This is a genomic window from Bacillus cereus group sp. BcHK124 (assembly GCF_027712065.1).
GTDB classification, from domain to species: domain Bacteria; phylum Bacillota; class Bacilli; order Bacillales; family Bacillaceae_G; genus Bacillus_A; species Bacillus_A pacificus.
Window position 1 is genome coordinate 50,716 of record NZ_JAQFPJ010000016.1, and the last position, 13,121, is coordinate 63,836.

A 13,121-nucleotide genomic window follows, 5' to 3' on the forward strand; every position below is an offset into this window, starting at 1 on the left:
CTTTTATGAAATAATAAGTTGTTGTTTCTCAATATGTTCCATTACGGTTTCAAGTTCTTGCATCGTTTCAATCGTAAAGTGCGCTCCATTTTCAACAAAGCGATTACGAACTACTTCTATTTTTTCACGAAGCTCTACTGGATCCATATTCTCCACTTCCTCTTCACTTAAGCCGAGTTCGCTACTACCAAGAATTACACCAACTGTCCACATACCAGCATTTCTTCCCTCTTTCATATCTGATACCGTGTCTCCAATTTTTATCATATGATTCATCGGGTATACACCAAGTTCCATCGCATTTTTATAGCACATCCACGGATATGGACGCCCAGCAGGAACATCATCTGGTGTTACAAGAAAATCAGGTTTATATCCTTGTAGCGCTGCTTCTTTTGCTACAATGTCCATCATCTCTCTCGTATAACCAGTCGTTGAACCAATTTTAATTCCTCTTTCACGCAAAGAAGCAATCACTTCCTTTACTCCATGAATTGGCGACGCATAGCGCGGTAAAATAGTGAAGAGAATCTCTTCAAATTCTTCATACATCTCCTGAATGTCTGTTTCTGTTGGTAATTGTCCAAAAACGCGATTCCACTCACTCGCAATACGAGGCATTTCTGTTAGCGCCCTTACATGATCAATTTTTAATAATCCCATTGGTTTACGGGCTTCTTCTGCTGTAATTACCACACCGCGTTTATGGAAAATCTCCATAAATACTTCCAGTGGTGCAAAACATCCGTAATCAACTGTCGTACCTGCCCAATCAAAAATAACTGCTTCTATTTTCATACAATCCATCACCCTTCTTATTTATCCCGCGTTAACGGGCAGTAAGATTTCCCCCTCAAAATTCGGCTGGAGCAAAAAAGTTAAGTGGGAGATCAACTGCCCGTAAACGCCCGATTGGTTCAACTAATAATCAGTGGGGGAGGAACCCCCCCCACTGATTAAAGTTTCACTTTATCTTTTTTGCCATTGTGAAGTTCGGTTACGAAGTGCTTTCGTTCCCCATTCATATACAACTCTTACTACAATATTTGTAACAACAATAAGTACACTCATTGCAGCTGCTGGCGCTACATTTCCTGCATCATCCATATTTACGATTGATACGGCCGCTAGTTTAAAATCAGCTGCGTATAAGAATACAACCGCTGACACAGTTACCATCGAATTTACGAAATAGTACATGACCATTTCTAAAATTGCTGGTAAGCACATGGGTAACGTTACTCTAAAGAATGTTTTATAAAACGGAATGCCCATCGACTGCGAAACAAGCTCAAACTCTCGGTCTAATTTCTTTAAAGCAGTCGTTGCCGTAACGAATGTTACAGAATAAAAATGAATGATATTGACTAGTACTAACACAGCGATTGTTCCGTATAAAGAATGAAACGGATTCGTTACTGATAATCCAAGTATTTGAATCGTTGGTTGACTAAAGAAAAAGACGTATCCCAATCCAAGTACTAGACCTGGGATTGCTAAAGGTACAATTGAGAAAAAATAGCCTGTTTTTCGGAAAAACTTTAGCTGATTTATTTTTTCAATCGCATATGCGAACATAAATGTTAAAATTGCCCCAATAACTGCTGTTACCGCTGATACAACTACACTATTTTTAAATGCTTCAAGTCCATCTCCTGTTAAACTCGAAAAATTAAAATGTTCAAATGTAAAACTCATATTATATGGCCATACTTTCACACTTGCCGCAATACCAACTGCCACAAATAAAAGAATAATCATAAATGTAATCACACTACAGTATATGAACGAGGCTACATCTCTTTTCTTATTAGCCGTTATTCTATATGGCACTGCTTTTGAAGATAAGAAATTTGCCTGCTTTCTTTGCGTAATACGATCAACTGCAAACGCAAATATAGCTGGGATTAATAAAATCATTCCGACAGTTGCACCCATCGGCATATTTTGTTGTCCAATTACTTGTTTGTATACATCAGTAGCAAGTACATTATATTGCCCACCAACAATTTTTGGTGCACCAAAATCAGTAAAACTAAGTGTAAACACAACAAACATCGCACTAATTAATCCATACTTTACACTAGGTAAAGTAACAGTGAGAAATTGCTTTGTTTTACTCGCTCCCAACATATTAGAAGCTTCGTATAAACGATAATCAGAACCTTGGAAAGCAATTAATAATATAAGAAATGCTTGCGGAAATGTATACATGACTTCAGCCATTACAATTCCTACTGGTCCATATAAAGGGATTTGTATGCCTTCAAATAAACCAAACATCCCTTTCGTTACTAATCCTTGATTACCAAATAAATATGTAAGTGCGATACCATGCATCATCGTTGGTGCGAATAACGGTAACAATGCGACATATTGAAATACACGCTTTCCAAATACATTCGTACGAGCGATCGCATAGGCGTAAGCGAAAGCAAGTGTCACTGCAATAATTGTTGTCGCGCCCGAAATCCATATCGTATTTTGTAATGATTGAACTAATGTTGGGGTTGTGAAATATTTACTGAAATTCGCAACACCAATGAAAGCTCCATCTTTATCATAAAACGCTTGTGTAAACAATTGTAATAGTGGCAATACAAGCATAATCAAAAAGGCAAGAATCATACCAATAATTAATAGTCTTTGTATCCATTCTTCTTTACCGATACGTCTCTTAATCTTTTTTTTCGTACTTTCTACCTTTAAATTTTCTAACATCTCCATCTATACAACAACCTTCTTTCCATATGACAACATATGATTTTCTGAGAAAGAGATTTGAATCGGCTTTCCTTTCCTAATAGCTGTTTTTTCTACTTCTGATGCCAATATATCTACAACGATTTTCTCATTATATAGATGCGTTTCCTCATCTATAACGCGCACTTCTGTCCGGTATACAGATCCGCGAAACTCCATGCTTTCTACAATTGTTTTCATACCATTATTTTGTACGACTGTTACATGTTCCGGACGAATTGCATGTTCTTCGTTATTTTTCGAAAAGAAATTAATAGAACCAATAAAATCTGCCACAAATGGATTGGCTGGCCTTTGGTAAATCTCCTCTGGTGTGCCAATCTGCATAATTTCCGCATGATTCATTACAACAATTTTATCAGCCATCGTTAATGCCTCTTCTTGATCATGCGTGACCATAATAGTTGTCACTCCTACTTTTTCTTGCAAATCACGCATTTCTCTACGTAACTTTTCACGTACTTTTGCATCTAAAGCAGATAACGGCTCATCGAGTAACAAAATATCCGGAGACAGAGCGAGTGCACGTGCAAGTGCTACTCGCTGCTGTTGTCCACCAGACATTTGAGCAGGATATTTATCTTTTACATTCAGTAAATCAACTAGTTCTAACGCCGATAGCGCCTTCTCTTTTACTTCTGCTTTTCCATACTTTTTTGTCTTTAAGCCGTATTCAATGTTTTCAAGTGCTGTTAAATTCGGAAATAACGCATAGGATTGAAACACCATTCCGAAATTCCTCTTTCCAGGAGGTAATGCTGTAATATCTTTTCCATTCACAGCTATACTACCTGTTGTCGCCTCTTCTAGCCCTGCTAAAATTCGAAGCAATGTTGTTTTCCCACAACCACTTGGGCCTAATAAACATACAAACTCATTTTTTTTCACAGTAAAAGAAATATCTTTTAACGCTGTAAATGCATCAAACTGTTTTTGAATGTGTTGAATTGATAAATATTCGCTCATTTTTTCTCTCTCCCACTCACTTACTTTTTCGGTTCTGCTTTTTGGCCAAACTCTTTTTCCCATTTTTCTAAAATTTTGTCGCGATTTTCTGCTGCCCACTTAAAGTCGTTCTTTTTGTATAACTTTTCCGTCACATCTTTAGGGAATCCGTCTGGAAGTTTATAATCATTTTTAATTGTCGCAAATCCATTTTTCTCGAAGTATAACTTCATTACATCATCAGTAATTGCCCAATCTAAAAATGCTTGCGCTAATTTTTCATTTTTTGCATTATCTTTTTTAATAAGTGCGTTCGCTTCTACTTCCCAACCTAATCCTTCTTTTGGCAATACAACTTCAACTGGTGCACCTTTTTGTTTCTCTTTCAAAGCACTATAAACCATCGATACACCAACTGGATATTCACCCGCACCCGCTAATTTCGCTGGTTTTGAACCTGAATGAGTATAAGTTGCCATATTATCATGAAGTTTCTTCATGTAATCCCAGCCTTTATCTTCACCCATAATTTGTAACCATGCAGAAACTGTTAAAAATCCTGTTCCAGAAGATGCTGGATGTGGCATAACAAGCGTTCCTTTATACTCTGGTTTCGTTAAGTCTTCGTATGATTCTGGCATCGGTAAATTTTTCTTCTTTAATTCTTCTTTATTTATAGCAATCCCCGTCATAAATGCAGTATTTCCTACCCATTTTTCTGGTTGTTTATCATCTTTAAATTGCGGTAAAACGCGATCCGCTCCTTTTGGAGAGTATCCTTTTAACATATCTTTTTTATCTAAAGCTAATAGACTTGAAGCTGCAGTTCCCCATACAACATCTGCTTGTGTATTTTTTCCTTCAGCTAGCAATTTCGCTGTAATAACTCCAGTTGAATCACGAACAATATTCAGCTTCACATCTGGATATTTCTTTTTAAAAGAATCAAGATAAATTGGTACAAGTTCTTCTTCAATTGCTGTGTAAACAGTTAATGATCCAGATAATTTATCATCTTTTACTTTTGCCCCAGCACTTTCTTCTTTCTTTGCACCACACCCCATTAATAACGAAAATACCATTCCAGTTGCTACAGCTTTAAAGATTGTTTTTTTCACTGTCTCTCTCTCCTTTTACAAATCTTATGTACAACTCAAATATAAACAACTAGTGTAAAAGCAGTATTAAACCAACATTAATCTTTTGTTTGTTGTTTGTTTTTGTGTAATACGTTGCTACTTCTATGTTTTTTCGCATTTTTCTGCTAATAATGAACACTAAATTTACAAATAATTAAAAAAACCTTTATAATCCCACAAAAAAGTGAGGCGTTTGTAAAAAACGCCTCACTTTTGTTTACCTTTTTTTGAATTACGATTTGCATACTTCGCGCTATTTTCTCCTTCATACTCTAATGCAAATTCTGCATCTGGTAAGCTTTCTTTCGGAGTTTTATTATTGTTGATTGCCGCATTTTGTTTCACTTTTCTTTTTACCAATACATTCACCTGCTCTCAAAAATTCACTTTCTACTCTAGTTTGAAGCAAGCTAAAATAATTATTACTGGCAAGTGTTAACAAGTACATAAGAACTGCTAGATGGAAATACTACATATGAAGAAATCATAATAAAAAGGAGCTCTTATTTTGAAGAAGAAAGATAAAATCCAGTCACCCATTTTAGATGAAACGCTCCCGCATCAAATGAATTTCCCATCTTTTAAAGGAACAGGAAAGAAGATGCAACAACCTTTCATAAATCAATATGACGTCGTAATCGGAGATAGTAAATATGATTCCGAGAACAGTCCACTTCACAATTGGAGTGATGATGTAGACCCTGCCATTATGGCTGGAGAAGAATGGATCCATCCTACAAATGATATTGGGTGGATTTCAGAAGAAAATCAAGAGTTACTAAAAAAAGAAGGAGATAATAAGAAGGATACTTTTATGCATCCGCAATTTGGCATTAACGACTAAAAAACCATTCTACCTAACATAGGTAGAATGGTTTCATACTATCCAATAATAATTCTCTCTTTCGGGTATTTATAGCGAGGTGGCTGTTCTCTTCCACCACTAGCTAGTATAAATGTTAAAATACCTACACGCCCGATAAACATAAGTACAATGAGTACAAGTTTACCAACAGTTGTTAAATCTGGCGTAATACCTGTCGATAGTCCTGTCGTCCCGAAAGCAGAACAGACTTCAACAATTAAACTCATAAGCGGTACATTTTCCGTAATAGATAAAATAAATAGTGCTGTGGCACATAATAAAATCCCCATTGTCATAACGACAGATGCTTTCAGCACGTCCTCTTCATGTAGCTGACGTTTGAAGACTCTAACCGTTCTCCCGCCTCTTGCAAAAGTGTATAGTGACAATATACTAACAGCAAATGTTGTTGTACGTATCCCGCCCCCAACCGAACTTGGAGATGCTCCTATAAACATTAATATACTCATAAATAAAAGCGTCGGTTGTGACAATTCAAGTATATCCATTGTAGCAAGTCCCCCACTTCGCGTCGTCACAGATTGGAATAGTGTATAGAAAACTGTTTCATGCCATGACTTTCCTGCTAAAAAATGATTTCGTTCTAGTAAAAAAATCATAATCGTTCCAACGACCACGAGCGCAAAAAATGTTGTTGTCGTCAATTTTGTAAATAACGAAAAACGAAATAGTTGCTGTCTCCTTTTACTAAGGAATTGTTTCACTTCCATTAATACAGGGAAGCCGATTGCTCCTAAAATAATAAGTAACATATGAATCATTTGAACAATGTAATCTTTTTTATACGGAATTAGCGATTGTCCTGTTAAATCAAATCCGCCGTTCGTAGTTGCACTAACAGCTGCAAAAAAACCGTGAAAATAAGCTTCTTGCCAAGTTGGAAAGTAAAGTAAGAATCTTGTACCTAATAATATTGCTCCAATAAGCTCTATTGAAATAATTACAATTAAAATAGAACGCATCAATTCTACAAGACCTGATAAATTCCCTTGGTTATGGTCTGCCATAATCAGTCTTCTTCTCTGCAAACCAATCTTTTTTCCTGTTATAATCCAAACGAATGTACCTAGCGCCATAATTCCTAAGCCGCCCAATTGTAAAATAAGGGCTAAAATAATAATTCCTGCCGTAGTAAATGTATCTGAAATCGTAACAACAGACAGTCCCGTAACACTTACCGCACTAACAGATGTAAAGAGGGCATCGATAAATGTCCATTTCACATCAGCCTTTGTAACAAACGGTAAACTAAGTAATATTACCGATACAACTACTGCTAATAAATAAAACAAAACAATGAGTTGTACAGGACGCAATTTTTGTAAAAACTTTTTTATATCTCTCATTCCATCACTTCGCTACCTTTTTTTCTATCGATTAAATAAAGAAAAATCTTCACTTTCTTTATTTGTAAATAACTGCTCAAATATTTTAGCAAATACCATTCCATACACAGTTCCGTTACCTCCATATGGCAATGCATAAAATAAATTATGTATCTTATTATCTTCTTTTAAAATAGGGAGACCATCGTGACTACCGCCAAATGCCGCCGCCCAATAATACTCCGCCTGTATATCTTTATACTGCGGGAACATCTCTTTTATAATGTTAATAAGGACGTCACGCTTATGCAATAATTTCGTATCACCGATTGTTTGAATTTTCATTACTTCATCCAATCCACCTACAATAATACGATTTTCATACGTCCTAAAATATAAATAAGGCCTTGCTGTTTCCCAAATTAATGATTGCTCATACCAGCCTTCAAATGAATCTACCTTATTTGTCACAACTGCATATGATGTTTCCACTGTTGTATTTTTTTCTTTCTTTCCGAAAAGTGCTTCATAACCCGTCGCTATAATAATATTCTTTGCTACAATTTGATTTCCTGTTTTCGTATAACAAATTAAATCATTTTGACGTTTTTTTATATGTATGGCCTCTGTATATTCATATATAGTAGCACCCATTTGATTTGCTTTATGCAAAAGGCTATGCGCTAATAAATACGGATTTACCTCAGCATCACCATGTGTATATAATGCCGCTTGTCTTGTAAAAGGATACCGTTCCTTAATATCAGATGCTGTAAAATACTCAACTGGAAACTCATAATTCTGTAACGTTTTGTATTCTTCTTGTAAAAATGAGACATCTTCACTTTTACTTGCATAATATAAACTACTTCGCGGAATAAACTGGGGATCAATATCGAGAGTCGGTACAACTTTCTCCATTGTTCGTAACGCTTCGTAACAAAGCTTATATGCTCGCACCCCTTTTTCTTCGCCAAATGTATGGATAAGTGAGGTTAACGATTTATCATGAAGAAATTGTAATAACCCTGTATTAGCAACTGTGCTACCACATGAAATCATATTTTTTTCAATAAGTGTAACGCGCATTCCCATTTTCGCTAACGAATACGCTATTTGAGCACCTGCTTCGCCACTTCCAACTACAAGCACATCACATATCATATCATTTTCTAACGATGGATAACAAGGCATAGAAGCTCTTGTATCCCAAAACAACTTACCAATCATAAGCTTCATAATTATACTCCTAAAATATAAATTTCTCCTTCCTATGTTTTGTTATTTTACATAAAAAAATCCAACTAACATATGCTAGTTGGATCTTTTTATTTTTACTTAGAGCGCTCGTCAAGCCAATCTCCAATCGTCGGATACGTTTGTTTTACCGCTGTTCCACCGTAAACAATCGACATATGTCCCGTTGGTAAACATACATATTGTTTATCTGTGCTAGAAATATGATCTAGCAACGCTTCTACTTGGCATGGCAGGGCGATATGATCACGTTTCCCTGAAATATTTAAGACATTCGCCTTAATATTTGCAAGGTCTACCTTTTGTCCGCGAATAACGAGTTCACCCTTAACCAATTTATTGTTTTGATAAAAATCACGAATCCACTGTCTGTATGATTCACCTGGGAACGGAATGCCATCGCCAACCCACTTTTGAACTAACCTCCAGCTTTCAACGAAGCGCTCATTCTCTGAACGATCTACTAAAGCAACATATGGACCAACAAAGTTCGTAATTGGTTTTAACATTTTGTTTCCGAAATCAATCATTTCTGGCGGAATATTTCCAAATGTATCAACCGCTTTATCTAGATTGAAGTATTTCTCATCTAATAAAGGACCATATAATCCTGTTTCAGAGAAATCAAAAGGACTTGTCATAAAGATTAGGTTACGAATTGGCATATGTGGATGAAGTGCCGCATAAATAGAAGTTAGCGTTCCCCCCATGCAATAACCAAGTAAAGAAATCTCGTCCGATTTTGCAGTTCGCATTACTTTTTTCACTGCTTTTGCAATATAATCAAACACAAAATCATCAAATTTCAAATGACTATCTTCTAAACCAAATGTGCCCCAATCAAGCATATACACATCAAAACCACGGTCCACTAGATATTCCACTAAACTATTTCCAGGAGTTAAATCCATAATATATGGTTTATTAATAAGAGCATATATTAATAGAATTGGAACTCTTTGTGTTTTTTCTTGTTTTGGAATGTAGCGATAAAGCTTCGTCTTATTCTTCGTCCAAATAACCTCTTTCGGCGTTAATCCTACTTGTGGCTCTGGTTCACGTAATAAAATTTCACTCGCCCTTTTCACTCGGCGATATGCTTTTCGGTACTCTTCTGGGTATAGCTCTAATTGCTTTTCCCATTCTGTTGCGAATGTAGTCATTTTTCTATCTCCTTTTTGGTCAATTTCCTTCTAAAAAAAAGAAGTGCATTCCTGCTATGGATATGCACTTTTTTCTTACTTCATTACATATATAATCCGCCGTTAATGTTTAATTGCTGACCTGTGATATAAGCACCGTCACGGCATAGGTATACTACACCTTTTGCAATTTCATCAGCTTGACCAAAACGTTTTTTCGGGATTTTAGCGACGATTTTTTGACGTACTTCTTCTGGCACTTCTGCTACCATTTCAGTATCAATAAATCCTGGGCAAATAGCGTTTACAGTTACATTTGTTTTTGCAAGCTCTAATGCTAATGATTTTGTAAATCCTAGCATACCTGCTTTCGCTGCTGAGTAGTTTGTTTGTCCAAATCCACCCGCTTGACCAATAATAGAAGAAATGCTAATAATTCTACCTTCTTCCGCTTCCGTTATGTATGGAAGTACCGCGCTTGTCGTATTAAACACACTGCTTAAGTTCACGTCAATTACGCGTTCCCAATCTTCACGATTTAACTTTTTGAATGTACGATCTCTTGTAATACCAGCATTATTAACAAGAATATCAACTTTACCAAAATGATTCACTGCTTCTTCCACAAGTCGGTTTGCGTCTTCTACTTTAGAAACATCTGCTTGAACTGCATAAACGTCATGTCCTTCTTTTCCTAGTTCATTTACTAAGTTTTCAGCTGCCTCTTTACTGCTGTTATAGTTAATAACAACTTTTGCGCCCTCTTGTGCTAACGCTACTGTGATCGCTTTTCCAATTCCTTTTGCCCCACCTGTTACGATTGCTACTTTGCCATTTAATTGAACCATTTCTTTTCCCCCTTAAATGAATTTGTGAACGACTATTATGAATCATTTTGGTACTCATACTATGGAGTCCCTATATAATTATGTTTCGCTGTTTATACATAGAAAAGAGATTCTCCCTTTCTCTTTCATATGTTATAAACAAGCGCTATTATCACTTTTTATTTTCTGGCTTATTCGTAGGTTTTACTTCTTCTTTTACAGGTTCTTGTAGTTTTGCTAGTACTGCGTTTTGCTTTTCTAGCAATTCTAAAATTTGATCAACTTTCGTTTCTAATGTGCGAATATCTTGTTTTACTTTCGTAACATCGCGCTTTAATGTAGGAGCTTGTCCTACTGACTCTACCTTATCTTCTAGAAACTCCTCAATGTTATCCACTTTATTTTCTAAGTTAATAACAAGCGTAGCCACTCTAGCGATATCCTCTTTCGTAGGCATATTCACCTGCTCTAAATAATTTTTTGTCGTATCATTTAATGCTTTTTGATAAAACAAATTCAAATCTAGAACGCTGCCCATCCAAGCAGAATATTCTTCTGTTTTAATTGTTTCATTGAGCGCTTTTCCCCAAAATGTTTCGGTTTGTTCATAAGCATTTTTCCATGCTTGTAGTGGATCGAATTTTTGATCAATCACTTTACCTACACTCCCTTTTTCGTTTTTGAAACAATTCAACCTATTCATTATTTTCTAATATTCTGAATAAAACTTCAAGTCTATATTTTATTTTTTTCTATTTTCTAACAAATGTATTGACTTTAAAAACAGATAGGTGTAAATTGCACTTATAAGCAAAAAATTCCATCTAACTGATTCATGAGGTGATGCACAATCATGCTACATAATGAACCAGAACAACGCGAAAGTTTGGAGAACAACCAAGCAAAACAACCAAACTCCATGCCAAAAAACTTCTTAGTTCCCTTCTTACTTCTATGTCTAAAAGACTGGAGTCTTCATGGTTACAAACTTATTCAAATGCTAATGGATATCGGCTTTTCTTCTGTTGACCAAGGTAATGTCTATAGAACACTACGCAAATTAGAAAAAGAAAACCTCATTTCTTCTACTTGGGATACAAGCGAAGGAGGGCCAGCAAAAAGAATTTATTCTTTAACTGAATATGGAGAGAAATATTTAGCAACATGTGCAACTTCTTTTGAGCATTACCAAAATATGCTGCGAACGTTTTTCACGTTATATACGAACGCATTCTTTCCATTTGCCACTTCTCCAGAAAAGGATGAAAAGGATTCTTCATCTTCACCTGGTGGTACAGCAGAGTAATCTGCGTTCACAATATGCAAAAAAACATTTGGGGGTCAAACAATGGAAACTAAACCATACGAATTGGTCGATGCATTTTGGAAAAACTGGTCTCAATCTCTTTCCCTTTTCTCTTCAGCTGGGAAACAATTAGAGCAACTTACTTTAGAAACATTAAAACAACAACAAGACGCTTTGCATAAATTAACATCAGGAGTAGATGAACTGGAAAAAGAACTGCAACAATTTACTACTCAATTCAATAATCAATATACAGATTATGTGAAGCAATTGACTGGAAACTCCTTAAATGATCAAATTAACGAGTGGCAAGACAAGTGGAAAGAACTTTCTGCTCATATGCAACAGCTAACTGTTTCTCCTACAAAAACATCTTTGTCTATCCTTACTCAAACAAGCGGTCAATTTGAAGAAACAACGAAGCAATTTATTGAACAGCAGCAATTACAACGTGAAGAGGCTCAAAAACAGTTAGAAGGTTTTTTGGAAGATTTCAAGACAAAACAGTTGGAACTCGCAAAAAAGTTCGAGGAAAACTCAAAAAATCTATTTACTTCCATCAAGTAAGAAAAATGTGGGAGCTAACTGCAGCACAAACAAAACTCTTTCTTCCTCCTACTACATCAAGATGGCTAGCATTTTTCGATATGGAAAAGAAGGAGGACAAAATGAATCCATTTCAAGAAGCACAAACCGTCCCGGAGCTTCGTTATGATGAGATTCAAGTCGGTGATCAAGCATCACTTACAAAAACGATTACGGATGAGGACGTTATCAATTTTGCAAAATTGACTGGAGATGTGAATCCTATTCATATTTTAGACTCTTTTGCAAAAACGACAATGTTTAAAGAACGTATTGCTCATGGTATGCTCGTTTCAAGTTTTATTTCTACCATCCTTGGAACGAAACTCCCGGGTAAAAATACGATTTATTTATCTCAAAACGTTTCATTCCGCGCTCCTGTCAAAATCGGCGATACACTTCGCGTTGTGGCAGAGGTCATCAAAAAACGTGACGATAAAAAAATCATTACGTTGCAAACAAATATATATAATCAATCGGATGATATTGTCGTGGAAGGTACAGCGACAATACTAAAAAAAGAGTAGCAATTTTTGCTACTCTTTTTTCTATCCAATAACTTCTAATCACACCGATTACTTCCGCGTATGAGCACGCCGGTTCCACATAAAATAACGGTACCAGTTCAGATATATACTTAGCTGAACTGGATTACTCATAAGGATGTGTATCATCATGGCAAAAACAAACAAATTACTAGTTCCAGGTGCTGAACAAGCACTTGATCAATTTAAATATGAAATTGCACAAGAATTCGGCGTAAGCTTAGGGTCTAATACAGCATCTCGTTCTAACGGATCAGTTGGCGGTGAAGTAACAAAACGTCTTGTTTCTTTAGCTCAACAACAATTACGTGGATAACAATATAACATATGGCTTAGAGGCAGATATTCTCTGCCTCTTTCTATTTTTAACATACATAATGGTGCTTTTTCACATACTAGTA

Annotated in this window: 15 protein-coding genes; 5 read left to right on the forward strand and 10 right to left on the reverse strand. The window is 35.9% G+C overall.

What is annotated here, in order from left to right; genetic code table 11:
- Positions 1-3: 3 nt before the first annotated feature.
- The 5 genes from phnX to PDK19_RS20205 all read right to left on the reverse strand — a co-directional run bounded on the left by phnX (position 4) and on the right by PDK19_RS20205 (position 5,207).
- Entirely contained in the window at positions 4-798 is a 795-nt protein-coding gene (phnX, locus tag PDK19_RS20185) for a phosphonoacetaldehyde hydrolase (protein ID WP_000687378.1), read from the reverse strand.
- Positions 799-969: 171 nt separating this feature from the next.
- Positions 970-2,727 carry a putative 2-aminoethylphosphonate ABC transporter permease subunit gene (locus tag PDK19_RS20190; protein WP_270707907.1) on the reverse strand — a complete coding sequence of 586 codons (1,758 nt, stop codon included), beginning with the start codon at positions 2,725-2,727 and terminating at the stop codon, positions 970-972.
- Positions 2,728-3,729: a putative 2-aminoethylphosphonate ABC transporter ATP-binding protein gene (locus tag PDK19_RS20195; RefSeq protein WP_000006185.1), complete on the reverse strand. Its 1,002-nt coding sequence runs from the start codon at positions 3,727-3,729 to the stop codon at positions 2,728-2,730.
- Positions 3,730-3,749: 20 nt separating this feature from the next.
- Positions 3,750-4,826 (reverse strand): putative 2-aminoethylphosphonate ABC transporter substrate-binding protein, encoded by a 1,077-nt coding sequence (locus tag PDK19_RS20200; RefSeq protein ID WP_000750887.1) that lies wholly within the window; start codon positions 4,824-4,826, stop codon positions 3,750-3,752.
- A gap of 228 nt (positions 4,827-5,054) precedes the next feature.
- Entirely contained in the window at positions 5,055-5,207 is a 153-nt protein-coding gene (locus PDK19_RS20205; RefSeq protein ID WP_000240799.1) for a hypothetical protein, read from the reverse strand.
- A gap of 148 nt (positions 5,208-5,355) precedes the next feature.
- Between PDK19_RS20205 and PDK19_RS20210 the strand changes: the two genes are divergently transcribed.
- Positions 5,356-5,691 (forward strand): DUF3905 domain-containing protein, encoded by a 336-nt coding sequence (locus PDK19_RS20210; RefSeq protein ID WP_000725962.1) that lies wholly within the window; start codon positions 5,356-5,358, stop codon positions 5,689-5,691.
- A 38-nt stretch (positions 5,692-5,729) separates the two neighbouring features.
- On the opposite strand, the gene PDK19_RS20215 is transcribed toward PDK19_RS20210, so the two are convergent.
- From PDK19_RS20215 to phaR, 5 genes are all read right to left on the reverse strand, one after another.
- Entirely contained in the window at positions 5,730-7,079 is a 1,350-nt protein-coding gene (locus PDK19_RS20215) for a TrkH family potassium uptake protein (RefSeq protein ID WP_001204696.1), read from the reverse strand.
- Between the two features lie 24 nt (positions 7,080-7,103).
- Positions 7,104-8,297, reverse strand: coding sequence for an NAD(P)/FAD-dependent oxidoreductase (locus PDK19_RS20220; RefSeq protein WP_270707908.1), 1,194 nt, complete (start codon positions 8,295-8,297; stop codon positions 7,104-7,106).
- Positions 8,298-8,392: 95 nt separating this feature from the next.
- Positions 8,393-9,478, reverse strand: a complete 1,086-nt coding sequence (phaC, locus tag PDK19_RS20225; protein ID WP_000206335.1) for a class III poly(R)-hydroxyalkanoic acid synthase subunit PhaC — start codon at positions 9,476-9,478, stop codon at positions 8,393-8,395.
- 83 nt (positions 9,479-9,561) lie between these two features.
- Entirely contained in the window at positions 9,562-10,305 is a 744-nt protein-coding gene (locus PDK19_RS20230; RefSeq protein ID WP_000250412.1) for an acetoacetyl-CoA reductase, read from the reverse strand.
- Between the two features lie 151 nt (positions 10,306-10,456).
- Complete coding sequence (phaR, locus tag PDK19_RS20235; RefSeq protein ID WP_049111288.1) at positions 10,457-10,939, reverse strand: polyhydroxyalkanoic acid synthase subunit PhaR; 483 nt, start codon at positions 10,937-10,939, stop codon at positions 10,457-10,459.
- 198 nt (positions 10,940-11,137) lie between these two features.
- Here phaR and phaQ point away from each other — a divergent pair, with 198 nt between their 5' ends.
- The 4 genes from phaQ (at position 11,138) to PDK19_RS20255 (ending at position 13,036) form a co-directional block, all read left to right on the forward strand.
- Positions 11,138-11,590 (forward strand): poly-beta-hydroxybutyrate-responsive repressor, encoded by a 453-nt coding sequence (gene phaQ / locus PDK19_RS20240; protein WP_000903021.1) that lies wholly within the window; start codon positions 11,138-11,140, stop codon positions 11,588-11,590.
- Positions 11,591-11,632: 42 nt separating this feature from the next.
- Positions 11,633-12,157 carry a polyhydroxyalkanoic acid inclusion protein PhaP gene (gene phaP / locus PDK19_RS20245; RefSeq protein WP_000448589.1) on the forward strand — a complete coding sequence of 175 codons (525 nt, stop codon included), beginning with the start codon at positions 11,633-11,635 and terminating at the stop codon, positions 12,155-12,157.
- A gap of 101 nt (positions 12,158-12,258) precedes the next feature.
- Positions 12,259-12,702, forward strand: coding sequence for a MaoC family dehydratase (locus tag PDK19_RS20250; RefSeq protein ID WP_001067916.1), 444 nt, complete (start codon positions 12,259-12,261; stop codon positions 12,700-12,702).
- 148 nt (positions 12,703-12,850) lie between these two features.
- Positions 12,851-13,036: an alpha/beta-type small acid-soluble spore protein gene (locus PDK19_RS20255; protein WP_001140707.1), complete on the forward strand. Its 186-nt coding sequence runs from the start codon at positions 12,851-12,853 to the stop codon at positions 13,034-13,036.
- Positions 13,037-13,121: the final 85 nt, after the last annotated feature.

What these genes read in the sequence shown, in the direction of transcription:
- phnX (WP_000687378.1), bottom strand. Translation starts at nt 798, where the DNA reads ATGAAAATAGAAGCAGTTATTTTTGATTGGGCAGGTACGACAGTTGAT.
- PDK19_RS20190 (WP_270707907.1), bottom strand. Translation starts at nt 2,727, where the DNA reads ATGGAGATGTTAGAAAATTTAAAGGTAGAAAGTACGAAAAAAAAGATT.
- PDK19_RS20195 (WP_000006185.1), bottom strand. Translation starts at nt 3,729, where the DNA reads ATGAGCGAATATTTATCAATTCAACACATTCAAAAACAGTTTGATGCA.
- PDK19_RS20215 (WP_001204696.1), bottom strand. Translation starts at nt 7,079, where the DNA reads ATGAGAGATATAAAAAAGTTTTTACAAAAATTGCGTCCTGTACAACTC.
- PDK19_RS20220 (WP_270707908.1), bottom strand. Translation starts at nt 8,297, where the DNA reads ATGAAGCTTATGATTGGTAAGTTGTTTTGGGATACAAGAGCTTCTATG.
- phaC (WP_000206335.1), bottom strand. Translation starts at nt 9,478, where the DNA reads ATGACTACATTCGCAACAGAATGGGAAAAGCAATTAGAGCTATACCCA.
- PDK19_RS20230 (WP_000250412.1), bottom strand. Translation starts at nt 10,305, where the DNA reads ATGGTTCAATTAAATGGCAAAGTAGCAATCGTAACAGGTGGGGCAAAA.
- phaQ (WP_000903021.1), top strand. Translation starts at nt 11,138, where the DNA reads ATGCTACATAATGAACCAGAACAACGCGAAAGTTTGGAGAACAACCAA.
- phaP (WP_000448589.1), top strand. Translation starts at nt 11,633, where the DNA reads ATGGAAACTAAACCATACGAATTGGTCGATGCATTTTGGAAAAACTGG.
- PDK19_RS20250 (WP_001067916.1), top strand. Translation starts at nt 12,259, where the DNA reads ATGAATCCATTTCAAGAAGCACAAACCGTCCCGGAGCTTCGTTATGAT.
- PDK19_RS20255 (WP_001140707.1), top strand. Translation starts at nt 12,851, where the DNA reads ATGGCAAAAACAAACAAATTACTAGTTCCAGGTGCTGAACAAGCACTT.